At 60.1% G+C, this 26,417-nt stretch carries 17 protein-coding genes; 15 read left to right on the top strand and 2 right to left on the bottom strand.

From position 1 onward, the window contains the following. Positions 1 to 57: 57 nt before the first annotated feature. Positions 58 to 1,704 carry a phosphoglucomutase (alpha-D-glucose-1,6-bisphosphate-dependent) gene (gene pgm, locus PMI30_RS25955; protein ID WP_008006056.1) on the top strand — a complete coding sequence of 549 codons (1,647 nt, stop codon included), beginning with the start codon at positions 58 to 60 and terminating at the stop codon, positions 1,702 to 1,704. Positions 1,705 to 1,891: 187 nt separating this feature from the next. Here pgm and PMI30_RS25960 read toward each other — a convergent pair whose 3' ends face one another. Beyond that, complete coding sequence (locus PMI30_RS25960) at positions 1,892 to 2,587, bottom strand: pirin family protein (RefSeq protein ID WP_008006054.1); 696 nt, start codon at positions 2,585 to 2,587, stop codon at positions 1,892 to 1,894. Between the two features lie 279 nt (positions 2,588 to 2,866). On the opposite strand from PMI30_RS25960, the gene PMI30_RS25965 reads away from it, so the two are divergent. From PMI30_RS25965 to PMI30_RS25975, 3 genes are all read left to right on the top strand, one after another. Continuing rightward, the gene (locus tag PMI30_RS25965; protein ID WP_008006052.1) at positions 2,867 to 5,341 is read left to right on the top strand and encodes a UvrD-helicase domain-containing protein; all 2,475 of its coding nucleotides are present in this window, start codon (positions 2,867 to 2,869) and stop codon (positions 5,339 to 5,341) included. 302 nt (positions 5,342 to 5,643) lie between these two features. Further along, positions 5,644 to 7,020, top strand: a complete 1,377-nt coding sequence (locus PMI30_RS25970) for a pyridoxal-phosphate dependent enzyme (protein ID WP_008006050.1) — start codon at positions 5,644 to 5,646, stop codon at positions 7,018 to 7,020. Next, positions 7,017 to 8,198 carry a cystathionine gamma-synthase gene (locus tag PMI30_RS25975; protein ID WP_008006048.1) on the top strand — a complete coding sequence of 394 codons (1,182 nt, stop codon included), beginning with the start codon at positions 7,017 to 7,019 and terminating at the stop codon, positions 8,196 to 8,198. Before PMI30_RS25970 ends, PMI30_RS25975 begins: the two co-directional genes overlap by 4 nt. Positions 8,199 to 8,440: 242 nt before the next feature. On the opposite strand, the gene PMI30_RS25980 is transcribed toward PMI30_RS25975, so the two are convergent. Next, complete coding sequence (locus tag PMI30_RS25980; protein ID WP_008006046.1) at positions 8,441 to 8,716, bottom strand: DUF1652 domain-containing protein; 276 nt, start codon at positions 8,714 to 8,716, stop codon at positions 8,441 to 8,443. A gap of 278 nt (positions 8,717 to 8,994) precedes the next feature. Here PMI30_RS25980 and PMI30_RS25985 point away from each other — a divergent pair, with 278 nt between their 5' ends. From PMI30_RS25985 to PMI30_RS26035, 11 genes are all read left to right on the top strand, one after another. Continuing rightward, the gene (locus PMI30_RS25985) at positions 8,995 to 9,810 is read left to right on the top strand and encodes an AraC family transcriptional regulator (protein WP_008006044.1); all 816 of its coding nucleotides are present in this window, start codon (positions 8,995 to 8,997) and stop codon (positions 9,808 to 9,810) included. A gap of 51 nt (positions 9,811 to 9,861) precedes the next feature. Beyond that, positions 9,862 to 11,268, top strand: a complete 1,407-nt coding sequence (locus tag PMI30_RS25990) for an NAD(P)/FAD-dependent oxidoreductase (protein WP_008006042.1) — start codon at positions 9,862 to 9,864, stop codon at positions 11,266 to 11,268. Positions 11,269 to 11,299: 31 nt separating this feature from the next. Beyond that, positions 11,300 to 11,641 carry a cupin domain-containing protein gene (locus tag PMI30_RS25995; protein WP_008006040.1) on the top strand — a complete coding sequence of 114 codons (342 nt, stop codon included), beginning with the start codon at positions 11,300 to 11,302 and terminating at the stop codon, positions 11,639 to 11,641. Positions 11,642 to 11,685: 44 nt separating this feature from the next. Next, positions 11,686 to 12,771, top strand: coding sequence for a polyamine ABC transporter substrate-binding protein (locus PMI30_RS26000; protein WP_008006039.1), 1,086 nt, complete (start codon positions 11,686 to 11,688; stop codon positions 12,769 to 12,771). A gap of 401 nt (positions 12,772 to 13,172) precedes the next feature. After that, complete coding sequence (locus PMI30_RS26005) at positions 13,173 to 14,630, top strand: serralysin family metalloprotease (protein WP_008006038.1); 1,458 nt, start codon at positions 13,173 to 13,175, stop codon at positions 14,628 to 14,630. 96 nt (positions 14,631 to 14,726) lie between these two features. Next, positions 14,727 to 15,152, top strand: a complete 426-nt coding sequence (locus tag PMI30_RS26010; protein ID WP_032834815.1) for an AprI/Inh family metalloprotease inhibitor — start codon at positions 14,727 to 14,729, stop codon at positions 15,150 to 15,152. 207 nt (positions 15,153 to 15,359) lie between these two features. Then, entirely contained in the window at positions 15,360 to 17,135 is a 1,776-nt protein-coding gene (locus PMI30_RS26015; protein ID WP_008006036.1) for a type I secretion system permease/ATPase, read from the top strand. Continuing rightward, positions 17,132 to 18,481: an HlyD family type I secretion periplasmic adaptor subunit gene (locus tag PMI30_RS26020; protein WP_008006035.1), complete on the top strand. Its 1,350-nt coding sequence runs from the start codon at positions 17,132 to 17,134 to the stop codon at positions 18,479 to 18,481. The genes PMI30_RS26015 and PMI30_RS26020 overlap by 4 nt, the downstream gene beginning before the upstream one ends. Before the next feature lie 2 nt (positions 18,482 to 18,483). Continuing rightward, the gene (locus PMI30_RS26025; RefSeq protein ID WP_008006034.1) at positions 18,484 to 19,854 is read left to right on the top strand and encodes a TolC family outer membrane protein; all 1,371 of its coding nucleotides are present in this window, start codon (positions 18,484 to 18,486) and stop codon (positions 19,852 to 19,854) included. A 235-nt stretch (positions 19,855 to 20,089) separates the two neighbouring features. Next, positions 20,090 to 23,047 (top strand): autotransporter serine peptidase EprS, encoded by a 2,958-nt coding sequence (gene eprS / locus PMI30_RS26030; RefSeq protein WP_032834819.1) that lies wholly within the window; start codon positions 20,090 to 20,092, stop codon positions 23,045 to 23,047. Between the two features lie 183 nt (positions 23,048 to 23,230). Next, on the top strand, positions 23,231 to 26,278 hold the full coding sequence (locus PMI30_RS26035; RefSeq protein ID WP_008006032.1) for an autotransporter serine protease: 3,048 nt from the start codon (positions 23,231 to 23,233) through the stop codon (positions 26,276 to 26,278). Positions 26,279 to 26,417 lie beyond the last annotated feature (139 nt).

Below are 26,417 nucleotides of genomic sequence, written 5' to 3'. Positions count from 1 at the left end.
GCAAACTGTCAGTAAACTGCGTTCTATTCCCGAACCACTCTCTCTCAGAGGTTTTGCATGACACTCAGTCCTTTTGCGGGCAAACCGGCACCGGCAGAACTGTTGGTCGACATCCCGCGACTGGTAACGGCCTATTACACCGGCCAGCCCGATGCAGCCATTTCTACCCAGCGCGTCGCCTTCGGCACGTCCGGACACCGAGGTAGCTCGTTCGATCTGAGTTTCAACGAATGGCACGTTCTGGCCATCAGCCAGGCAATCTGCCTGTACCGCGAAGCCCAGGGCATCGACGGCCCACTGTTCGTCGGGATCGACACCCATGCGCTGTCCACGCCGGCCGGTGCCAGTGCCCTGGAAGTCCTGGCGGCGAACGGTGTGACGGTGATGATCGCCGAAGGCGACGAGTACACGCCGACGCCGGCCATTTCCCACGCGATTCTTTGCTACAACCGTGGGCGCACCTCGGGCCTGGCGGACGGCATCGTCATCACCCCGTCCCACAACCCGCCACAAAGCGGTGGCTACAAATACAACCCTACCAACGGCGGCCCGGCCGATACCCACATCACCAAGTGGATCGAAGCCAAGGCCAACGAGTTGCTGGCGGCCAAGCTCGCTGGCGTCAAACGCATCAGCTACGAGCAGGCCCTGAAGGCCAGCACCACCCATCGTCACGATTACCTCAATACCTATGTCGCCGACCTGATCAATGTGATCGACTTCGACGCCATCCGCGATGCGAAGCTGCGTCTGGGCGTCGATCCGCTGGGCGGAGCAGGGGTGCGCTACTGGTCGGCGATTGCCGAGCACTATCGCCTGGACCTGGAGGTGGTGAATAAACAGGTTGATGCGACGTTCCGTTTCATGACCGTCGATTGGGACGGGCAGATCCGCATGGACCCATCGTCCAGCCACGCCATGCAAGGCCTGATCGGTCTGAAGGAGCGTTTCGACGTGGCCTTTGCCTGTGACCCGGATCACGACCGCCATGGCATCGTGACCCCATCCGGTGGTTTGCTGGCACCTAACAACTACCTCGCGGTGTCGATCGATTACCTGTTCCAGAACCGTCCACAGTGGCGCGCCGATGCAGCCGTGGGCAAAACCGTGGTCAGCAGTGGTCTGATCGATCGCGTTGCCAAGCGTCTGGGCCGACGTCTGTATGAAGTGCCGGTCGGCTTCAAATGGTTTGCCGACGGCCTGTTCGACGGTTCCCTCGGTTTTGGCGGTGAAGAAAGTGCTGGCGCGTCGTTCCTGCGCAAGGACGGCAGTGTCTGGTGCACCGACAAGGACGGCTTGATTCCGGCCCTGCTGGCCGCTGAAATGACTGCCCGTACCGGGCGTGACCCTAGCCAGGCCTATCGCGCATTGACTGATGAACTGGGTGAACCTTTCTCGGTACGGGTCGATGCCAAGGCAAACCCCGAGCAGAAAGCGCTGCTGAGCAAATTGTCGCCAGACCAGGTCACCTCGACTCAACTGGCGGGCGAAGCGATCCAGAGCATCCTCAGCCATGCACCGGGCAACGACCAGGCCATTGGCGGTCTGAAAGTCATGACCGAGAACGGTTGGTTCGCGGCGCGGCCGTCGGGCACTGAGGATATCTACAAGATCTACGCGGAAAGCTTTGTCAGCGACGATCACCTCAAGCAACTGGTGGCGGAAGCCCAGACACTCGTGGATGGCGCAATTTCCGCGAAGTGATTGAAGGCCCTGTGGCGAGGGGGCTTGCCCCCGTTGGGTTGCGAAGCGGCCCCCGAATTTCGAAGTTACCGTAGATTTTGCGAGTGCTACGCACTCGAACGGGGGCAAGCCCCCTCGCCACAATGGGCATTGTCTAGTTCTGAAACAGGTGTAAACCTATTTCAGGACTAGACACGCATTTACCCCATCAAGCCACATCCACCAACACAATCTCACTGTCCTCAATCGCGGTCACGCGCAACACCTGCTCATCGACAATCGCAACACCGTCTCGAGCTTGTGCACGTAACCCATTGACTTCAATGACCCCAGTAGCTGGAACCAGATAAGCACGACGGCCGCTGTCCAGGTGATACTCCGCGGACTCACCGGCCTTCAGGTTCGCCGCCACCAGACGCGCATCGGCGCGAATGTGCAGGCTTTGATCGTCGCCGGCCTTGCCGCTGGCCAGGGTCACGAAACCTTCGCGCTCGCCTTTGGGGAATGGCTTGGCACCCCACGACGGGGCCGAACCGGCTTCGTTGGGGATGATCCAGATCTGAAAGATCCGGGTCTCGGTCGCTTCCAGGTTGTACTCACTGTGAGCGATCCCGGTGCCGGCGCTCATGACCTGAACGTCGCCCGCTTCGGTGCGGCCTTTGTTGCCGAGGTTGTCCTGGTGGGTAATCGCGCCTTCACGAACGTAGGTGATGATTTCCATGTCCCGGTGCGGGTGTTGCGGGAACCCGGTGCCGGGGGCAATTACATCATCGTTCCACACCCGCAGGTTGCCCCAGTTCATGCGTTTGGGGTCGTGGTACTCGGCGAACGAAAAGTGGTGATGGGCATCCAACCAGCCATGGTGCGCGCCACCCAGCGAGTTGAAAGATCTGAGTTCAAGCATGATCGTCTCCTGAAAAGGTTCGTCATGGGGCAGAACGCCTGAGCCACAAACGAGAACCGGTGGTTGATGGCGTGCATCATCTATCAGGCAATCATCGATAAAAAGCGTAAAAAATGCCTAAATACAATCGAATTAGCCGATATAAAATAACCTCGAAACATTCTCATCCAGCCTTCAATTCATCGCATAAGCCAATGACCTGTAAGCATTTCACTAGAACTCAACGGCAAATGCAGACACCATAGCCCTCAACAGCCTCACACCCTGGAGTCCGTCCGCGTGCCGCAACACACCCCCGATCTTCCTCCCGAACTTCGCCCCTTGGCCGAGATGCCTTTGTTCAAGCGCCTGGCCGCCCGGTTCTTTGGCCACGGCCTTACCCGTCTGCGCGCGCAACACCGTGCTTCCTGGCTGCACGGCCAAGCCGACGGTTTTCGCAGCGGTCACAGCGCCGGTGTGGATTACGGCTATAAGGAAGGCAAACTCGAGGGGTTGGAGGAAGGTCGGCAGGTTCTGTTGATCCGCGACTCGCGCTCGACGGAGCATCGACCGCCCAACGTCGATGACAATCTGTTCGACGATTGGCGCCTGCCGTTGAGTGCTGAGCTGAAGAAGCGCATGAAGGCCGACGTCGCGCGGCTGTTGCCCGCGCATGCCCAGCCGAGCGCTGCCCAGTGGAAGATGATTTTCAGCGACACACCGTCGACCTCGGTGATCGCCGGGGCGGGCGCAGGCAAATCGACCACTCTGGTGCTGCGCATTCTGCTGCTCAGCCATTACCTGGGGTTTGAACTCAGCTCAATGACCGTGGTGACCTTTACCCGCGAATCGCGCAAGGACTTCATCAACAAACTGATCGAACTGTTTGCAGTGTGGGGCCGGGGAATCAGCCTTAAAGAAGCGCGCGATCTGGTGCGCACGTTCCATTCGCGCATCCTGCCGATGGTCCGCAGTCTGCCAGGTTTCGAGCGGCTGCAAGCCTTCGAGAACCTCAGTCACCGCGTGCAAGGCGGCGATGAGGAGGTCGACAGCAACCCCTTCGACCTGCGCATCAACGATGCCCAGCGCCAGCAACTCAACGCCTGCTATCACAGCCTGCACACCCGCGATGAGCGTTTCCGCGAGTTGATCAAGCCTTTGTCTCGTCATGCCTTGCAGCTCAAGGAGCTGGAGCGTGATCACCCAGACGTGCAGAAACGCATGGCGGTGACTGAACTCGCCGCCAAGCGCGATGAAGAACTGTGCGACACAATCGAAGACTTGTGGTTTCGCGCCGGTGCCTGGCCGATCAAGGGCATCGAGCCGAATCGTCAGACCTTCGACATCAACGGCTCGACCTTTCATTGCCACGGCTACATTCCGACGCTGGATGCCTGGGTGGTGTTGGGTTTCGATCCCCGGGAAAATCCCCAGGTCAGCCGTCCGAATGCCAAGCTTTCAGTGCGCGCAGAGTGGGCTGTAAAGCGCACCCTGTTTCAAGCTTTCTGTCGTAAGCCTTTGATATGGCTGGATAGTTATGAGTCTTCAAAGCGTGTTTTGGCATCGCTTGCCGGAGACGCCAGCGCCGGGCCGGGCTTCGATTACAAGGTCAAGGGCGAACTCGGTTCCGCGCCGTTGCTGGACTGTTTTGTCGCGGCGGCCGGGTTTATCGAGAACCTCGGCCTGGATGTACCGAATGCCGTGGGCCAGATGAGTTTCGCCAAGGATGACCCGGACCGGTTTTTCTTCGAGGCGTTGAGCCTGTTCTGGCGAGCGCTGGAAGATCATCTGCTGGATCAATCGCCACCGGTGATGACCTACAACCGGATGTTCGCCTTGTTCAGCGAGCATTCTCCGGAGAATCTCAAGCTGCTGAGCGATGAGCTGCTCAGGCCAATGTCGCACTTGATGATTGACGAGTTTCAGGATGTATCACCGCAGATCGTTTCGTGGATTCGCGCCAGCCTGACGGAGATCCGCAGTCGCGGACCGGCCATGCATGTGGGGCGCGGCGCGCAGCGTTCGTCATTGCTCTGTGTCGGCGATGACTGGCAGTCCATCTATGGCTGGCGCGGCAGTTCGCCGACTTACTTCATGGAGTTCAACAAGGAATTCCCGTCGCCGAGCACGACCAAAGTGATGCTCAGCGACAATTACCGCAGCCATCAGCACATCATCGACGCGGCGGAGCATATTGTCCGCGCGGCACCAGCGATTGCCGGCAAGAAGGCCAAGGCCAGCGGTGAGCCCAAGGCGCTGCTGCCGGTGAATGTTCTCGACCGGGACGACCAGGGCATGGCCCAGCGCCTGATCGAGCACTACAGAAAAGGCGATTCAATCTTGATGCTTTATCGAAAAAGCAGCGATAAGTCATTGATAGAAGAGCATATTCAGTCTGTAGTTAATGTGGATTCTAGTTTGCCGTACGAGGCTCGACGGCTCAAACAACTGACCTATCACAGCGCTAAGGGCCTACAGGCCGATGCGGTTTTTCTGTTGGGCGATTGCCAGCACCTGACCAGTTCACCCTACAAGAACCAGGTCTATCGCATGGCCGGACTCGGCAAGGCTGGCGACAGCGAGCCTTACGACAGCGCACAGAAAGACGAGATCTTGCGACTGGCCTACGTGGGCATCACCCGGGCAGTGAGCCATTGCTACTGGTATGTCGATGGTCAGGATACCTCGGCTGCGAATATGCCCAAGGCGTCCGACCGGATTGGCAAGGGCAAGGTGTTCTTTGCTGATCATCGTCAGGGGAAAGTGCCGGCCTGACTTTCAAGAGAGTCTTGAGCAGAAAACCTGTGGCGAAAAGGAGCTTGCTCCCGCTTGAGTGCGCGGCACTCATAAATAATCGGCAATGGTTCTCAGATTTTTGGGGCCGCTACGCGACCCAGCGCGAGCAAGCTCGCTCGCCACAAAGGTAGGCATGGCTGAAGAGGTACCGACTGGCCGCGAAAAGTTGCGAGGGGCGCGATCCCGGCCTATGGTCCAAGGCGAGGCTTTGCTTGCGACTGGCGCGCAATGATTCGCCGCAGGTCGCTGTCCAGTGCGGATACATGCAGCGAGGTGACGACATGCCGAATGACTCCCGTCCCGCCGTGCTCGAACTGATCGGCAATACGCCGCTAGTGCGTATCAGCCGCTTTGATACCGGCCCGTGCACACTGTTTCTCAAACTCGAATCGCAGAACCCCGGCGGTTCGATCAAGGACCGCATCGGCCTGGCGATGATCGACACCGCCGAGCGCGATGGTCGCCTGCGCCCCGGCGGCACCATCGTCGAGGCCACTGCCGGCAACACGGGGCTTGGCCTGGCTTTGGTCGGCCGGGCCAAGGGTTACCGGGTGGTATTGGTGGTGCCGGACAAGATGTCCACCGAGAAGGTGCTGCACCTCAAGGCGATGGGCGCCGAAGTGCACATCACCCGCTCCGACGTCGGCAAGGGCCATCCCGATTATTACCAGGACGTCGCTGCGCGGTTGGCGCAGGACATTCCCGACGCATTCTTCGCCGATCAGTTCAACAACCCGGCCAACCCGCTGGCCCACGAGTGCAGCACCGCGCCGGAGATCTGGGCGCAGACCCAGCATGATGTGGATGCCATCGTCGTCGGCGTCGGTTCTGCCGGCACACTGACCGGGCTGACCCGTTTCTTTCAGCGCGTACAACCGAAACTGGAAATGGTGCTGGCCGATCCGGTCGGCTCGGTAATGGCCGAATACAGTCGCAGCGGCACCCTCGGTACGCCTGGCTCCTGGGCGGTGGAGGGTATCGGCGAAGACTTCATTCCATCGATTGCCAACCTGTCCAGCGTGCGCAAGGCCTATTCGATCAGCGATGAGGAAAGCTTCGATCATGCCCGCCAATTGCTGCGCGCCGAAGGGATTCTTGGCGGTTCTTCGACCGGCACGTTACTGGCGGCGGCGCTGCGTTACTGCCGCGAACAAACCGAGCCGAAGCGGGTGGTCAGTTTCGTCTGCGACACCGGCACCCGTTACTTGTCGAAGGTCTATAACGACCAATGGATGAACGATCAAGGGCTGCTTGCGCGCAAGCGCTATGGTGACTTGCGTGACCTGATCGCGCGGCGCTTCGAGGATGGCCGGGTGGTCAGCGTGGGGCCGGACGACACCTTGCTCACGGCGTTTCAGCGCATGCGCCTGGCGGATGTATCGCAACTGCCGGTGCTGGTGGATGGGCAGCGACTGGTCGGGGTGATCGACGAGTCCGACATTCTGTTTGGCGTGCACGAAGACGCTACGCACTTTCGCATGACCGTGACCAGCGCGATGACCGACAAGCTCGAAACCCTGCCTCCCGGCGCCAGTCTTGCTGAGCTGGAGGCGGTGCTCGATCGCGGGTTGGTGGCGATCATCGCCGACACTTCGGGCTTCCACGGCCTGATTACTCGCGTCGACATGCTCAATCACTTGCGGAGATCCCTCGCATGAGTCAGCACGATGAAACCGCCGCGCCACGAGGATTTGCCACCCGTGTGATCCATGCCGGACAAACGCCGGACCCTTCCACCGGGGCGCTGATGCCGCCGATTTACGCCAACTCCACCTATCTGCAACAGAGCCCGGGGGTGCATAAGGGCTTCGACTACGGGCGTTCGCACAACCCGACACGCTTCGCCCTGGAGCGTTGCGTGGCGGACCTCGAGGGCGGTACTCGGGCCTTCGCCTTCGCTTCCGGGCTGGCGGCGATCGCCAATGTGCTCGAACTGCTCGATGCTGGCGCCCATATCGTCTCCGGCAATGACCTGTACGGCGGTACATTCCGGCTGTTCGACAAGGTGCGTCAACGCAGTGCCGGGCATCGTTTCAGCTTCGTCGATCTGACTGACCTGGCAGCCTTCGAAGCAGCGCTGCAGGACGACACGCGGATGGTCTGGGTCGAGACGCCGAGCAATCCTTTGTTGAGCCTGACTGACCTCGCCGCCGTCGCGCGCACCTGTCGCGAGCGAGGGATTATTTGTGTGGCCGACAACACGTTTGCCAGCCCATGGATACAGCGCCCGCTGGAGTTGGGTTTCGATATCGTGCTGCACTCGACGACCAAGTACCTGAACGGTCACTCCGACGTGATCGGCGGCATCGCGGTGGTCGGGCAGAACGCTGAACTGACCGAGCGCCTGGGTTTCCTGCAGAACGCGGTGGGGGCTATCGCCGGGCCGTTCGACGCGTTTCTCACGTTGCGCGGGGTGAAGACCCTGGCGCTGCGCATGGAGCGCCACTGCAGTAACGCGCTGGAGTTGGCGCAATGGCTGGAGCGTCAACCGCAGGTGGCGCGCGTTTACTATCCGGGCTTGCCATCGCATCCGCAGCACGAACTGGCGCGGCGGCAGATGCGAGGATTCGGCGGCATGATTTCCCTCGACCTGAACAGCGACCTGGCTGGCGCTAAACGCTTTCTCGAGAGTGTGCGGATCTTTGCCTTGGCCGAGAGCCTGGGCGGGGTGGAAAGCCTGATCGAGCACCCGGCGATCATGACCCATGCCAGCATCCCCGCCGAAACCCGGGCACAACTCGGTATCGGCGATGCGCTGGTGCGTTTGTCAGTGGGGGTCGAGGATGTCGAAGACCTGCGCGCCGATCTGGCTCAGGCGCTGTTGCTGATCAGTTAAACGCAATCAATGTGGGAGCGGGCTTGGCGAGGGGACTTGCCTGTGGCGAGGGGGCTTGTGTGGCGAGGGGGCTTGCCCCCGTTGGGACGCGCAGCGGCCCCAAAAAAACACCACGACTCTCCAGGTTAAACGCATCAACCGATTTTGCGACTGCTTCGCAGCCGAACGGGGGCAAGCCCCCTCGCCACAGGCAAGCTCTCTAGCCACAGCCCGCTCCCACAGGTTCTGTGGAGTGCCGACCATCAGGCATAACTCTTGAGAGCCTCCGGCGGAATGAACGCCTCCAGCTCATCTTCCACAGCTTCGATGATTCGTTCTACATCCGCCGCATTCATGACCGTTGCGCAAGGAATGCCGGCAATGGCGATCATGGTTTCACCACTGGCGCGGTCGAACAGCCGGGCAACCATACTGCCCGGCGCATCCATGGTCGCTTCGAAACCCATGGGATGAAAATGCCAGCGCATCAGCTGGCAGGCATTTGGAAAAGTGACTTTGCTGAAGGAACCTTTATTCATGTGTTGCCCACCTTAATCATCGAGCGCTTCCTTTAGCTCATGTCAGGAGGGAAGAACCTTCAATGGCTCAACCGGTTGACTGTCTTTAAAAGTAGCACCCGGATGTGAAAGTCATGTGGAATTTTTCAGTCCGTTTAGCGATTGGTTCATTTTTTTTTGACGCAGATCACGAGACACCGATTTTGTGGCGAAAGGCCAATATTGCCGGGGCATTCCACGGGGTCATTGAAGCCCGGCGAGAACTTCGGCAAGCTCGGTTTTTTCTCGTCGAGTCCCTTATGCACGCCGATGATGATGGTCCGTTGCAAACCCAGGCCACGGGCGAGACGGTCATGCGTTACCACCTGCGCTGGAAACACCGGGATCTGGACGGCGTCATGGCGCTTTATCACCCGGACATTCAGTACAACGACTTTTTCCAGAACCGCGTGATGGGGCTGGATGAGTTGCGCGAGTATGTGCGCGACAGCATGCCGCGCGATCCGGATGAGGCCCTGGAGCATTCGGACCGTATTCGCCTGGACGGCAACACGGCGTTTATTCAATACCGCATCACCCTTCGCGGCGGCGAGGGACTGGTGTCGTTTCGGACCAGCGAGGCGATTACCGTACGTGAGGGGCTGATCTGGCGGGTCAATGAATACGCCACGCTTGTGCACGAACAAGCGTCCAGCAAAGCCGCCCGCAACCTGCGCCCGGCGGTCAGCCGGCTCGGGCTGTCACCGCGGCAGCTGAGTTTCATGGCCGAGGATTTGCAACAGTATTTCCAGCGCCAGCAACCGTACCTGGATCCTGAACTTGACCTGCAACGGGTGGCGAAGGAGTGCGGGTACAGCCGCAATCAGATTTCCTATCTGCTGAATCAGGTGCTCGGCCAAAGCTTCTACCGTTACGTCAATCAGGCGCGGTTGCAGCATTTGCTTGCGGCACTGGACGCCGCCACGCCGCCACTGCGCATCGACGAACTGGCGTTCGCGGCTGGTTTCAATTCGTTGTCGGCGTTTTACAGCTGTTTTCGTCGACACACCGGTCTGTCGCCCAAGGCTTACGCCAAACAAATTTCTTTGCGTGCACGCGCGCAAGACAATCCCTGAGCCCGAGCACTAGGATCGACGCCATCGAAGTTTTCAGTGGTGGAGTCTTGCATGCAGGCGTGGCGCACGATCAGTTTATGGATGGATCAACTCGACGAGCCATTGCTGGCGCGCCCGGCGCTGGAACAGGATCTGGACGTCGACGTGGCCATCATTGGCGCCGGTTACACCGGGCTCTGGACCGCTTACTACCTCAAGCGCCTGGCACCGGAACTGGGCATTGCCATCGTCGAAGCCCAAACCGCCGGTTTTGGTGCTTCGGGCCGTAACGGCGGTTGGCTGATGGGCAACCTGCTGGGCGAAGATCGTTTGCTCGCCGATTTACCGGCCGAACAACGGCACGCCTCTTTCGACCTGCTACACGGCATCCCTGATGAAGTTGAGATCGTCCTGGAACGAGAAGGTATCGACTGCGATTATCGCAAAGGCGGGGTGCTTTACTGTGCTGCGCGCTATCCGGAGCAGGAAGCCAGCCTGCGCCATTATCTGGACACGCTCTACCGCCAGGGGCTGACCGAAAGCGACTACCGCTGGCTCAGTCCTGAGCAATTGGCGCAACAGATCAGAATTGCCAAACCTTATGGCGGTATCTATGCACCGCACGTCGCGACCCTTCACCCGGCAAAGTTGGTCCGAGGCCTGGCACGGGCGGTGGAGCGCATGGGGGTCAACATTTATGAGAACAGCCCGGTCACTCAATGGCAGTCGGGCAGTTTGCGTACGGCCAAGGCTCAGGTTCGCAGCCGCTGGATCGTGCCGGCGGTAGAGGGTTATGCGGCTACATTGCCACCGCTGGACCGTTATCAGTTGCCGGTCCAGAGTTTGCTGGTGGCGACCGAACAGCTGTCCGCCGAGACCTGGGACGAGATCGGCCTCAGCCACGGCCAGGCCTTTAGTGAAAGCAGCCGGCAAGTCACCTATGGCCAGCGTACAGCGGATAACCGCTTGGTGTTCGGTGCCCGTGGCGGCTATCAATTTGCTGGCAAGTTGCGCCATGACTTCGACCTGACCATCAGCGAAATAGAGTTGCGGCGCTACCTGTTCAGCGAACTTTTTCCGCAACTCAAGAACGTCCGAATTACCCATGCGTGGGGCGGCAACCTGGGCATGTCCCGGCGCTTCAAGCCGCACATGCTCTGCGATCAAGCCAGCGGCATCGCCTTGTCCGGCGGTTATGGCGGGGAGGGCGTCGGTGCCAGCAACCTCGGCGGGCGGACGCTGGCCGACCTGATTCTTCAGCGCGACACTGAGTTGGTCCGCCAGCCGTGGGTCATTCCTCAGGGTGGTCTCGACGCGCTCAAAGCCTGGGAACCCGAGCCCTGCCGCTGGTTGGGCTACAACGCGATCATCCGCAGCTTCGTCCACGAAGACCAGACCCTGGCCAACCCGGCCACTGCGCCCTGGCGACGCAAACTGGCCAGTCGGGTCGCGGGTTTCATGGAAGGCTTCATGCACTGAACGGCATTTTTCTCAATCGACAGGTACTCCCATGCCAATCACTCACTTCAAGAACACCGCAACCCTGAAGCTGGAAGAGTCGAACCCTGTCGCCGTGCCACTGGGCGCGCCCATGGCGGTGGCCTCGACCACCAGCGTCGAACGCGACGACGGTGTCGAAACCGGCGTCTGGGAATGCACGCCCGGCCGCTGGCGCCGGCAGATCGTTGCCCAGGAATTCTGTCACTTCATTCAGGGCCGCTGCACCTTCACCCCGGACGACGGTGAAACCCTCTACATAGAAGCCGGCGATGCACTGATGTTGCCAGCCAACAGCCTCGGCATCTGGGACATCCAGGAAACCGTGCGCAAGACCTACGTTTTGATTTTTTGATCCTCTGATTGCCTGCCAACAACAATCCATACAGGAATCGACTCATGATCCGAAAGACACTGACGCTTGCTCCACTTGCGCTCGTCGCGACCTTCAGCCAGGCCGCCGAGACCGTGAAAATCTACAACTGGTCGGACTACATCGCCCCGGACACCACCAAAAACTTTCAAAAAGAAACCGGTATCGCCTTCAGTTACGACGTCTTCGACAGCAACGAAACCCTTGATGGCAAGTTGATGACCGGCACATCCGGGTATGACGTGGTGTTTCCGTCCAACCACTTCATGGCCCGACAGATTGAGGGCGGGGCCCTGAAAAAACTCGACAAGAGTCAGTTGCCCAACTGGAAAAACCTCAACCCGGTGCTGCTCAAGACGTTGCAGGCCAACGACCCGGGCAACGAGCATGGCTTCCCGTATTTGTGGGGCAGCACCGGCATCGGCTACAACCTTGCCAAGGTCAAGGCCGTGTTGGGTGACAACGCGCCGGTGGACTCCTGGGACCTGATCTTCAAGCCCGAGAACATGGCAAAGCTGCAAAAATGCGGCGTGGCCATTCTCGACAACGGCCCCGAACTGTTGCCGGCGGCGTTGAATTACCTTGGGTTGCCACACCACAGCAAGAACCCCGAGGACTATAAAAAGGCAGAAGCGCTGCTGATGAAAGTCCGGCCCTATGTCAGCTATTTCCACTCGTCCAAATACACCAGCGACCTGGCCAACGGTGACATCTGCGTGGCCGTTGGCTTCTCTGGCGACATTATCCAAGCGGAAAACCGCGCCAAGGAAGCCAGGAATGGTGTCGACATCGGCTATTCCATTCCCAGGGAAGGCGCCGCCATCTGGTTCGACATGGTCGCCATGCCCGCCGACGCTCCCGACGAGAAAGCCGGTTACGCCTTTATGAACTACCTGCTGCGTCCCGACGTCATGGCCGGCATCAGCAACTACGTGCACTACGCCAACGGCAACGAACAGGCCGACAACCTGATTGACCCGGCCATCAAGAGCGACACCAAGGTTTATCCGAGCCCGGAGATGATGGGGAAATTGTTTGCGCTGGAAGCGATGCCGTTGAACATTGACCGGGTGCGGACGCGGGTGTGGAACAAGATTCGTACGGGTAGCTGAGTCGATTTCTCGCGTGGCCACGGAGCTCTGTCCCTGGCCACTACTACAACTAACTGTGTGTTTAATTTGCTTGATAGCAATACACTGGCACTTATATTAATAAGTCGAAAAAATGCGAACTCATCTACAGAAAAACAACTTACCCATATTTAATATTTAAATAGCAAATTGTCGGACAATCCGGTTAAAACCTTCAACTACAAACTATATTTCGACAGCGCACGCACTGTTTACTGGAGTTCGCCGGAATCACTCAATTTGACGTCAAAAAAAATGTAGACGTTTGATTTCGAATTGTGTCAGTTTTTATACGCCTTCATTGGGCGAGTGATAGGACGATCTCGCCAGAGATTGTCGTATCGGACAAAAACTGTTCCATTGCTAAACAAGGAAGTGTGTTTATGTCGAAAGTAAAAGACAACGCTATTGATCTTGCCGAACAGGCCTTTGCGCCATTGCAAGCGCTGGCTGCACCCAGTTCCGCCTACAATCAGATCGATAGTTTCAGCCATCAGTATGATCGGGGTGGCAATCTCACGGTCAATGGCAAACCCTCCTACTCCGTCGACCAGGCAGCGACCCAGCTACTGCGTGACGGCGCTGCCTACCAGGATAAGGACGGCAGTGGCAAAATCGAACTCACCTACACGTTCCTGACCTCGGCCTCGTCGAGCACCATGAACAAGCACGGCATCACCGGGTTCAGTCAGTTCAGCGCGCAACAGAAAGCACAGGCCGCACTCGCCATGCAATCCTGGGCCGACGTGGCCAATGTCACCTTCACCGAAAAAGCCTCTGGCGGTGACGGTCACATGACTTTCGGGAACTACAGTGGTGGTCAGGATGGCGCAGCAGCATTCGCCTACTTGCCAGGCACCGGTGCAGGTTATGACGGTACTTCGTGGTATCTGACGGGCAGTGGCTATAACGTCAACAAGACGCCGGACCTGAACAACTACGGCCGTCAGACCCTGACCCACGAAATCGGTCACTCTCTGGGCCTGGCTCACCCTGGCGACTACAACGCTGGTGAAGGCGCGCCGACCTACAATGACGCGACTTACGGGCAAGACACCCGCGGTTACAGCGTCATGAGCTACTGGAGTGAAAGCAATACCGACCAGAACTTCAGCAAGGGCGGTGTGGAAGCCTACTCCTCCGGCCCGCTGATGGATGATATCGCCGCCATTCAGAAACTCTACGGTGCCAACACCACCACCCGTACCGGTGATACCACCTACGGCTTCAACTCCAACGCCGGCCGCGACTTCCTGAGCGCGTCTTCGTCGTCGGACAAGGTCGTGTTCTCGGTCTGGGATGCGGGCGGCAAGGACACCCTGGATTTCTCCGGATTTACTCAAAACCAGAAAATCAATCTCAATGAAGCCTCGTTCTCCGACGTTGGCGGCATGGTGGGCAACGTGTCCATCGCCAAGGGAGTCACCGTCGAGAACGCGATTGGCGGTTCGGGCAGCGACCTGCTGATCGGTAACAGCGTGGCCAACGAGTTGAAGGGCGGTGCCGGCAACGACATCCTCTTCGGCGCGGGCGGTGCGGACAAACTGTGGGGCGGTTCGGGCTCGGACACCTTTGTGTTCGCGGCCAGCAGCGACTCCAAGCCGGGTGCGGTCGACCAGATCCTCGATTTTGTCAGTGGCCTGGACAAGATCGACCTGACCGGCATCACCAAAGGCGCGGGCCTGCATTTCGTGAACTCGTTCACCGGTGCGGCAGGCGATGCGGTGTTGACCACTTCGGGCGGCAATAGCCTGTTGTCGGTGGACTTCTCCGGGCACGGCGTGGCTGACTTCCTGGTCAGCACCGTTGGCCAGGCGGCGTTCTCGGACATCGTGGCCTGATTCAAGGAAAAAGGAGGGCGGCGCTTGACGCGCCGCTCTCTGCCCCTTGAACGGTAGGTGCTATGAACAAGGCTACGACCATGAGTAAAACGCCCTATGATCCACAACGCTTTTACCTGCAGAGCAACCGCGTGGCTGTTGGCGACGCTGATGATGTTTCTTGGAGATGTAGCCATGGCACGCAGTCTTAAATTAGCCGACCCGTCAGAACTCGCCGGGAAATGGCAGGCCACCTTGATCACCGCGCAAGACTCACCCGAGTCCCTTGCATTGCAAGACAAACCATCGAATGTTTGCACGATCGAGCTCAAATTGAACCAGACCCTGGGTGAGGGGGCCGACTGCCTCGGCGCCTGGCTGAACGAGTCCGCGATAGGCTGGTTCCCGGAACCGGATGGCATTGCCGTGACCGGTAAAGAAGGCTCAAGAATTGTGTTTTTCAGCCGACAGCTTGAGGGGGTTTATAAAAGCACCTTGAAGTCAGGTCTGAGCATTACGCTTGAGCGCGCAGCGCCTAAGTGAAAAGTGCCGGGCCGGCACCAGGCGCTGAATATAAAGCTCGTTATTGCCGTTATAAGCAGCAGATCAATAACCGGAGCTCTTTGAAGAAAACAAAGAGTTGTTATTAATGTGTAAGCGATATCGGCAAAAGAACGTCTCGACCCATGTGCGGACAGTTAATTGGAACCTCGCCAAGTAAGGCGAGGATTAATATCTCAGGAAAAACCAATGAAGATGGCGAAGAGCCCGGCCACTGCACCGTTATTCAAGGCACTGGGCGACTATAAGAGCATTCTGATCAGCGTCGGGTGTTTTACCGCACTGATTAATGTGCTGATGTTGGTCCCGTCGATTTATATGCTTCAGGTCTATGACCGGGTACTGTCTTCGCAAAACGAAACCACCCTGGCGATGTTGTCGTTGATGGTGGTCGGTTTCTTTGCCTTCATCGGTCTGCTGGAGATCGTGCGCAGCTTTATCGTTATCCGTATCGGCAGCCAACTGGAGCGCCGTTTCAACCTGCGGGTGTATCAAGCCGCTTTCGAGCGAAACCTGTTCAAGGGCGAGGGCAACGCGGGGCAATCCCTGGGTGACCTGACCCATATTCGCCAATTCGTCACCGGCCCGGCGCTGTTTGCCTTCTTCGATGCACCGTGGTTTCCGGTCTATTTGTTTGTGATTTTTCTGTTCAACGTATGGCTCGGCGTATTGGCCACCGCAGGCGCGGTACTGTTGATCGGGCTGGCCTGCCTCAACGAGGCGATGACCAAAAAGCCCTTGGGTGAAGCCGCGGGGTTTTCCCAGAAATCCAGCCAACTGGCCACCAGTCACCTGCATAACGCCGAAACCATTCAGGCCATGGGCATGCTCGGTGCCTTGCGCAAACGCTGGTTTGAGGTGCACTCGCGTTTTCTCGGCTTGCAGAATCAGGCCAGTGACACCGGCGCGGTCATCAGCTCCTTGAGCAAAACCCTGCGCCTGTGCCTGCAATCCCTGGTGCTTGGGCTGGGCGCCTTGCTGGTGATTCAGGGTGACATGACCGCCGGGATGATGATCGCAGGTTCCATCCTGATGGGCCGGGTATTGAGCCCCATCGATCAGTTGATCGCTGTGTGGAAACAGTGGAGCGGCGCCAAACTCGCTTACCGCCGTCTCGACGCTTTGCTGCAAGCTTTCCCGCCGAGTGATGAAGCCATGGCGCTGCCGGCGCCGAAAGGCCAGATCACCTTCGAGCAAGTCAGCGCCGGCCCGCCGGGGCAACGGGCAGCGACTTTGCACATGGTCAATTTCAACCTGGGCGCCGGGGAAGTGCTGGGCGTACTCGGCGCTTCCGGCTCGGGTAAATCGACCCTGGCCCGAGTGCTGGTCGGCGTCTGGCCGACGCTGGGCGGCACGGTGCGGCTCGATGGCGCGGACATTCATCGCTGGAACCGCGACGACCTCGGCCCTTACATCGGCTATCTGCCCCAGGACATCGAACTGTTCAGCGGCAGCATCGCGGAAAACATCGCTCGATTCCGTGAGGCGGATCCGCAAAAAGTCGTCGAAGCCGCGCAACAGGCCGGCGTTCATGAACTGATCCTGCGCATGCCGCAGGGCTACGACACCGTGCTTGGCGAAGACGGCAGCGGTTTGTCCGGTGGCCAGAAACAACGCGTGGCCTTGGCTCGCGCGCTGTATGGCAACCCAAGCCTGGTGGTGCTGGATGAGCCGAACTCCAACCTCGACACCGTTGGCGAAGCGGCATTGGCCGGCGCCATCGCGCACATGAAGGCCCGGGGCACCAGCGTGATTCTGGTCACCCATCGCTCTTCGGCCCTGGCCCAGGCCGACAAGTTGCTGGTGCTCAACGAAGGTCGTTTGCAGGCCTTTGGTCCAAGCCAGGAGGTGCTCAAGGCGCTGTCCGGCGCTCAGGAGCAGCAACGTGAAAAAGCCGCGCAGGCACCGGGCGGGCTCAGCATGAGCCGGCAGTATCAGCCCACGACAAGGAATTCGGGTGTATGAGCAGCACACGCATGAACAACGACAGCGAAGCGACGATGGAACACGACTACATCGCGGAACGCCCTGAGCGCGATGCGCGTTTCTTCGCCCGCATGGGCTGGATTCTGGCGATTGTCGGCGCCGGCAGTTTCTTCACCTGGGCGAGCCTCGCGCCGCTCGATCAAGGCATTCCGGTGCAGGGGACCGTGGTGGTCTCGGGCAAGCGCAAAGCCGTGCAATCGATGAGCAGCGGCGTGGTCAGCCAGATTCTGGTGCGCGAAGGGCAGGTGGTGAAGCAGGGCCAGCCACTGTTCCGCCTCGACCAGACCCAGGTCGCGGCCGACGTGCAATCGCTGCAAGCGCAATACCGCATGGCGTGGGCCAGCCTGGCGCGCTGGCAGAGTGAGCGGGATAACCTCAAGCAGGTGAATTTCCCCGCCGAACTGAGCAACGATCCTGACCCGCGTCTGGCCCTGGTTCTTGAAGGCCAACGGCAATTGTTCAGCAGCCGTCGCGAAGCCTTTTCCCGTGAGCAAGCGGCCCTGCGCGCCAACATCGAAGGCGCCAGCGCGCAACTGGCCGGCATGCGCCGCGCACGCACCGACCTGACGGCCCAGGCCAGTTCCCTGCAACAACAGTTGAGCAATCTTCAGCCCTTGGCGGACAACGGCTACATCCCACGCAACCGCTTGATGGATTACCAGCGTCAGTTGTCGCAAGTGCAGCAACAGCTGGCAGAAAATACCGGCGAAAGCGGTCGGGTGGAGCAGGGCATCCTTGAATCCCGGCTGAAACTGCAACAGCACAGCGAGGAATACCAGAAGGAAGTCCGCAGCCAACTGGCCGACGCGCAACTCAAAAGCGTGACCCTGGAAGAGCAATTGACCTCTGCCGGCTTCGATTTGCAACACAGCGAAATCATCGCCACCGCCGACGGCATCGCCGTCAACCTTGGGGTTCATACCGAAGGTGCCGTGGTACGTCAGGGCGACACCTTGCTGGAGATTGTCCCGCAAGGTACCCGCCTGGAAGTGGAAGGGCACCTGCCGATCAACCTGATCGACAAAGTCGGCACGCACTTGCCGGTGGACATTCTGTTCACCGCGTTCAACCAGAGTCGTACCCCGCGAGTTCCCGGCGAAGTCAGCCTGATCTCCGCCGACCAGATGGTCGACGAAAAAACCGGTGTGCCGTACTACGTGCTGCGCAGCAGCGTCAGTGATCAGGCCATGGAAAAACTCAACGGTCTGGTGATCAAGCCGGGCATGCCGGCAGAAATGTTCGTGCGTACCGGTGAACGTTCACTCCTCAACTATTTGTTCAAACCGCTGCTCGACCGGGCAGGCTCCGCGTTGACCGAGGAATAAGGATGTTCGGCTGTATGAATAAGCTTTCCCTGCTCGCAGCGACCCTGGCGTTGCTGACGTGCAACAGTGCGATGGCCATGGGGCCCTTCGACATTTATGAGCAAGCGTTACGCAATGATCCGGTGTTCCTCGGCGCCATCAAGGAACGCGATGCCGGCCTTGAAAACCGCGCCATCGGCCGCGCCGGCCTGTTGCCGAGGCTCGGTTACAACTACAACAAGGGGCGTAACTCCTCCAAGGTCACCAATCTGAATGATCGCGGTAACAGCCAGAGTGAAGACCGCAACTACAGCAGTTACGGCTCGACCTTGACCCTGCAACAGCCGCTGCTCGACTACGAGGCTTATGCGGCGTATCGCAAAGGCGTGGCGCAATCGCTGTTCGCTGACGAAAACTTTCGTGGCAAGAGCCAGGAGCTGCTGGTTCGCGTGCTGGAGAATTACACCAAGGCGCTGTTCGCTCAGGACCAGATCGACATCGCACGAGCGAAGAAAAAAGCCTTCGAGCAGCAGTTTCAGCAGAACGAACAGATGTTCCGCCAAGGCGAAGGCACGCGCACCGATATCCTCGAAGCCGAGTCACGTTATGAACTGGCGACCGCCGAGGAAATCGAGGCGCGTGACGAACAGGATGCGGCCCTGCGCGAACTGGGCGCACTGATTGGCGTGCCAGCCATCGACATTGCCGACCTGACGCCGCTGGATCAGAACTTCCAGACCTTCACCCTGCAACCGGCCAATTACGACACCTGGCACGAGATGGCGGTGGCCAACAACCCGAACCTGGCCTCCCAGCGCCAGGCGGTGGAAGTGGCGCGCTACGAAGTCGAACGCAACCGCGCCGGTCATCTGCCAAAAGTCAGCGCCTATGCCTCGGTGCGCCAGAACGAATCGGAAAGCGGCAACACCTACAACCAGCGCTACGACACCAACACCATCGGCATCGAAGTCAACGTGCCGCTGTATGCCGGCGGCGGCGTCTCGGCCTCGACCCGGCAGGCCAGCCGCACCATGGAACAGGCCGAATACGAACTGGATGGCAAGACCCGGGAAACCTTGATCCAGCTGCGCCGGCAGTTCAGCGCCTGTCTGTCGGGGGTCAATAAATTGCGGGCTTATCAGAAGGCGTTGACGTCGGCGGAAGCGCTGGTGATCTCGACCAGACAAAGCATTTTGGGCGGCGAACGGGTCAACCTCGATGCGCTGAATGCCGAACAGCAACTGTTTACCACCCGCCGGGATCTGGCCCAGGCGCGCTACGACTATTTGATGGCCTGGACCAAATTGCACTACTACGCCGGCACCTTGAGCGAGCAGGACCTGGCCAAGGTGGATGAGGCCTTCGGCCAGGGCCGAGCAACAAAGACCCAGTAACCCCTGTGGCGAGGGGGCTTGCCCCCGTTGGACGGCGAAGCCGTCCCAAAACCGGAATCGGTGATTCAACAGACATGTCGCATTTGCCGGACTTGCGACTGCTTCGCAGCCGAACGGGGGCAAGCCCCCTCGCCACAGAGCACTGGGGACACAGGACTTGAGTTAGCAACGCGATATCTCCCTGAACCGGGAAACTACAACTCAAAAAACGCCAAGAAAGCGAGATGTCATGCACATGGACGTACAGATCAAGCCGATGACGGTCGGCACGCTATTGCTCGTGATTTCATCAGCGCCAGGCTCGGCCCAGGCGCTTTATCTGGAAACCGGTACCCTCGGCGACCCCGCCAGTTGGCGCTCGGCAGAGTTCCAGCGCGATTGGGGACTGGCGCGCATGCAGGCCGATCAAGCTTATGCCGCCGGCATCACCGGCAAAGGCGTGAAAATCGGCGCACTGGATTCCGGCTTCGATTCCAGCCATCCCGAATTTGCCGCAGACCGTTATCACGCGGTGACGGCCAGCGGCAGCTATGTCGACGGCTCAGCGTTCAATGTCGACGGCACGCTCAACACCAACAACGACTCCCACGGTACCCACGTCACCGGCACCATGGGCGCTTCCCGGGATGGCAACGGCATGCACGGCGTGGCGTACAACGCGCAAATCTACGTCGGCAATACCAACAAGAATGACAGTTTCCTGTTCGGCCCCACCCCCGACCCGCGCTACTTCACCGCGGTCTATAACGCCCTGGCGGATGCCGGTGTCCGCGCGATCAACAACAGCTGGGGCAGCCAGCCACCGGACGTCAACTATCGAACCCTCGAGGACCTGCACGCTGCCTACGCCCAGCACTGGAACAAAGGCACCTGGCTCGATGCCGCCGCCGACGTTTCGCGGCGCGGCGTGATCAACGTGTTCAGCGCCGGCAACAGTGGTTACCCGAATGCCAGCGTGCGTTCAGCCTTGCCGTATTTTCAGCCGGACCTGGAAGGCCACTGGCTGGCAGTGTCGGGGCTGGATCAAAGCAATCAGCAGAAATACAACCAGTGCGGGATCGCCAAGTACTGGTGCATCACCACCCCGGGCGCGAAGATCGACAGCACCATTCCCGGCGGTGGTTACGCGATCAAGTCCGGCACCTCCATGGCCGCGCCGCATGCCACCGGGGCACTGGCGCTGGTGATGGAACGCTATCCGTACATGAACAATCAGCAGGCGCTGGAGGTATTGCTGACCACCGCGACCCAGCTCGACGGCTCGATCACCGACGCGCCGAGTACGCGCATCGGTTGGGGCGTGGCCAACCTCGAACGGGCGATGCACGGGCCGGGGCAATTGCTTGGGGCGTTTGACGCCAATCTGGGGGCAGGGCAAAGCGATGTCTGGAGCAACGGCATTACCGACAAGGCGTTGATTCAGCGTCAGTCCGAAGACACCGCCGAACGCAGCGCCTGGCAACAGACGTTGAAGGACAAGGGCTGGGAGAACGGCATTGCGGCCGGCGCCAGTCAGCAGGATCAAACCGATTATGCGGTGGGCATGGCTCGTGATTCCGCCGCCGCCAACCGAGTCTATGAAGGCAGCCTGATCAAGTCCGGTGCCGGACGGTTGATGCTCACGGGCGACAACACGTATCGCGGCCCGACCACGGTCAACGGCGGCTTACTGGCGGTGAACGGCTCGCTGACGTCGGCGGTGACCGTCAATGACAGCGGCACCCTCGGCGGTAACGGACGGATCGCTGCGTTGAGCGCCAATGCTGGCGGCACCGTGGCGCCCGGTAATTCCATCGGTACGTTGCAAGTCAGCGGCGATGTGACGTTTGCACCGGGTTCGACTTATGCCGTCGAACTGTCACCCACCAGCAGCGATCAGATTATTGCCGGCGGTACGGCCACGATCAGCGGCGCGACCGTGAGCCTGTCCCTGGAAAACAGCCCGACCTTGCTCAGCACCCAACAAGTACAAAGCCTGCTGGGCCATCAGTACAACATCCTGCAAGCGGCGGGCGGCATTCAAGGCCAGTTCGGCGAGGTGCTGCCCAACTACGTGTTCATCGGCGGCAGCCTCGATTACGCCGCGACCGGCATTCAACTGAGCGTTGAGCGTAACGCCACGACCTTCGCCAGCGTCGGGCAAACGCCGAATCAGCGTAATGTCGCGGCCGCTGTGGAAGGGCTTGGCGCGGGTAACGCAGTCTACGAAAGCCTGCTGCTGTCGCCGACCGCCAGTTCAGCGCAACAAGCCTTCCAGCAGTTGTCGGGGGAAATCTACCCGGCGCTGGGCTCGGTGTTGATCAGTGACAGCCGTTATCTGCGCGATGCGGTTGGTGAGCGTCTCAACGAAGCCAACGGTTCCCGAAGCAACGGCTGGATCAAAGCACTGGGCGCCTGGGGCAAGACCGATGACAGCCACGACACCGCCGGCTACACCACGTCGATTGGCGGTTTGTTGGCCGGTGTCGATGGCGCAGTGGATGACGAAACCCGTGTCGGCCTGGTCGCCGGTTATAGCGACAGCTCGGTCAGCATGGGCTCCGGAGCTCATTCCTCAGCCCAAGTCGATAGCTATCACCTGGGCGCCTATGCCGGCCACGAAATGGGCGCCTGGCGCCTGAGTGCCGGCGGTGCCTACAGCTGGCATCGGGGCGACGTCAAACGTGACCTGCAATACGGCGACGTCAGCGCCAAACAGAAAGCCAAAGTCGACGCCGGAACCACCCAGGTGTTCGGCGAAGCGGCTTATCGCTTGAACCTGCAAGCACTGGCCTTGGAGCCATTCGCCAGCCTGGCTTACGTGCACCTCGACACTGAGGGCTTAACCGAAAAAGGTGACGCAGCGGCGCTCAAAAGCCGCGGCGATCGGCGTGAAGCGGTGCTCAGTACCCTGGGCGTACGCGCGCTGAAAACGCTGACGCTGTCCGGCCAACAACAGCTGGACCTGAGCGGCAGCCTCGGTTGGCAGCACAACCTGAGCAACCCCGATTCCGAGGAACACCTGGCGTTCGCCAGCGGTGGCACGCCGTTCGTGGTGCAAAGCTCGCCACTGGTTCGCGATGCGGCGCTGGTGGGCGCCCATGCCAGCCTGGCCTTGAGCCGGGATGTTCGGTTGAACCTCGATTACACCGGCCAACTGGCCAGCCGCGAGAAGAGCCATGGAGTCGGGCTGAGTCTCAATTGGCAGTTTTAACGCGGTAAAGGGCTGGAACACCGCCCCCCCTGTAGGAGCGAGGCTTGCCCGCGAAGGCGGTGTGTCAGTCAACGTCAATGCTGAATGTCACGGCCCTTTCGCGGGCAAGCCTCGCTCCTACAGGAATTGAGGCAGGCCCCTGGCCACAAGGATTTTGGCAACACAACTAAGGACGGTAGCTCGATGAATAACAAGTACAACAACCTTGCCTTGCTCTGCGCATTGGCCACCCTGGGCACCGCACACGCGGCGCCCTACGTGGAAAACGGCAGGACAGGCGATCCCGATAGCTGGCGCAGCACGGAGTTCAATGCCGATTGGGGTCTGGGGGCGATCAACGCTCAGGAGGCCTATGCCGCTGGTTACACCGGCAAAGGCGTGAAGCTGGGGATCTTCGACCAACCGGTTTACGCCTTGCACCCGGAGTTTTCCGGGGCCAACAAGGTGATCACGCTGGTCACCAGTGGCATCCGCGAATACACCGACCCGTACATTCCGGTCAAAGCCGGGGATGCCTTTCTGTATGACGGTTCGCCCTCGGTGGGCTCCAACGGCAAACTCGGTGCCCACGGCACTCACGTTGGCGGGATCGCCGCGGGCAGTCGCGATGGAGGGCCGATGCACGGCGTCGCCTTTGGTGCGCAGATCATCAGCGCCGACAACGGCGACCCGGGCCCGGAAGACGGGATCATTCGCGGCAACGACGGCGCGGTGTACAAGGCCGGTTGGGATGCCCTGATCGCCAGCGGCGCGCGGATCATCAACAACAGCTGGGGCATCGGCATCACTGACCGCTTCGACCTCGGTGGCCGGGACCCGGCGTATCCGCACTTCACCGTGCAGGACGCGCAACTGCAGTTCAACGAGATCCAGACCTTGCTCGGGACCAAACCCGGCGGAGCCTACGACGGCGCCATCGCGGCGGCCCGCAGCGGCATCGTGACGATCTTCGCCGCCGGCAACGACTACAACCTCAACAACCCGGACGCCATCGCCGGTCTCGGTTACTTCGTCCCGGAGATCGCGCCGAACTGGATGACCGTCGCCGCGTTGCAGAGGAACCCGGACACCAGCAGCCCCGACCCTTACAACATCAGCACCTTCTCGTCGCGTTGCGGCTACACCGCGAGCTTCTGCGTGTCGGCACCGGGTAGCCGCATCTACAGTTCGATCATCAGCGGCACCAATGCCGGTGACCTGACCACCGGCTACGCCAATTACAATGGCACCTCCATGGCGGCGCCGCACGTGGCAGGCGCGGTGGCGGTATTGATGGAACGCTTCCCGTACATGACCGGCGCGCAAGTCGCCAGCGTACTGCGCACCACCGCTACCGACCTCGGCGCACCCGGCGTCGACTCGCTATATGGCTGGGGCATGATCAACCTGCGCAAAGGCATCGATGGCCCGGCCATGTTCGTCACCGAGCAGGACATTCCCGAGGAATTCCGCATCGAAGGCGCCTACGGCTCCAGCCAGTTTGTCGCGGACTTGCCGGGTATCGGCGCGATCATCGACGCTGGCAAACCCACCGAGCGCGTGTGCAATGACGTGCATTGCGGACTCGACGTCTGGCGCAACGACATTTCCGGCCATGGCGGCTTGACCAAGCAGGGCATCGGCACACTGGTGCTGACCGGCGCCAATACCTACGCCGGCCCGACCCTGGTCAATCAGGGCCGATTGGCCATCAACGGTTCGCTGCTGTCGGCCGTCACCGTCAATGACAGCGGCATCCTCGGCGGTAACGGCAGCATCGCGGCGCTGATCGCGAAAAGCGGCGGTACCGTGGCCCCTGGCAACTCCATCGGCACCTTGCAGGTGGCGGGCGACGTGACTTTCGAGCCTGGCTCGACCTACGCCGTAGAATTGTCGCCCACCAGCAGCGACCAGATCATCGCCAGCGGCAAGGCGATCATCGAGGGCGCAACGGTCAGCCTGTCGCTGGAAAACAGCCCGACATTGCTGACCACCGGTGAAGCGAAAACCCTGCTCGGCAATCAGTACAACATCCTGCAAGCAGCCGGCGGAATCGAAGGGCGCTTCGGTGCGGTGGTGCCGGACTACCTGTTCCTCGGCGGCACCCTTGACTACTCGGCTGGCGGCATTCAACTGGCTGTGGAGCGCAACGCGACATCCTTCACCAGCGCCGGGCGGACTCCAAACCAACGCGCCGTGGCCGCTGCCGCCGAGCAATTGGGCGCAGGCAATCCACTCTACGAAACCCTGCTGCTGTCGCCGACCGCCGCCGTGGCGCAACAAGCGTTCCAGCAACTGTCCGGCGAGATTCATCCGGCAATCGGCACACTGCTGATCAACGACAGCCGTTACCTGCGTGATGCAGTCGGCGAGCGTCTGCGCGAACACGATCTGTTCGACGCCGGGGCACCGACCGATGACCGCAGCAACGCCTGGCTCAAAGTGCTCGGCGCCTGGGGCAAGAGCGATGGCGGGCATGACAACGCCAGTTCCAACAGCTCCATCGGCGGGCTGCTGGCCGGTGTCGATGGCTTGATCACTGAAGATACGCGACTGGGTTTCGTCACCGGTTATAGCGACAGTTCATTGAGCATGGGCGATGGCACACATTCGTCGGCCTCGGTCGACAGCTACCACTTGGGTGCGTACCTGGGCCATGAAATCGACGCGCTGCGCCTGAGCGTCGGTGGCGCTTACAGCTGGCATCGCATCGACGTCAAACGTGACCTGCAATTTAACGGCGTCAGCGGCAAGCAGAAATCCAAACGCGATGCGACCTCCGCGCAACTGTTCACCGAAGCGGCGTATCGCCTGGACCTGCAACCGATCGCTCTGGAGCCATTCGTTAACTTGGCTTACGTGCACTTGAACACTGAAAGCTTCAGCGAAAAAGGTGACGCCGCCGCACTCAAGGGCGGTGAAAACAACCGCGACGTGGTGCTTTCGACCCTTGGCCTGCGGGCGAGCAAAGCCATTGCGTTGTCCGACCAGCAACAGCTGGAACTGTCCGGCACGCTCGGCTGGCAACACAACCTGAGCAACACCCGTTCCGAAGACCACTTGGCCTTCGTCAACGGCAACACCGCGTTCAACGTGCAAAGCGTGTCCATGGACCGCGATGCCGCGGTGGTCGGTGCCCGTGCCGGATTGGCGCTGGGCCGCGATACCCGTTTGAACCTGGATTACAACGGGCTGCTCGGCTCCCGGGAAAAAGACCACGGTGTGGGCCTGACCCTGGACTGGCAGTTCTGACTTGACGCTAAGGAAGCAAGAAGATGGGACTGTTTGATTACAAAAATGCCGGCAGTGAGGCCGGCAAGGCGTTGTACTCCGACGCGATCGCGCTGACGCTCTACGCGTACACGCCCACCGGCCAGCCACTGCCGGCCAC

The organism is Pseudomonas sp. GM50 (genome assembly GCF_000282375.1).
GTDB lineage: Bacteria > Pseudomonadota > Gammaproteobacteria > Pseudomonadales > Pseudomonadaceae > Aquipseudomonas.
Note: the sequence above shows the minus strand (reverse complement) of the source record. Positions and strands in the feature narration are given on the sequence as shown.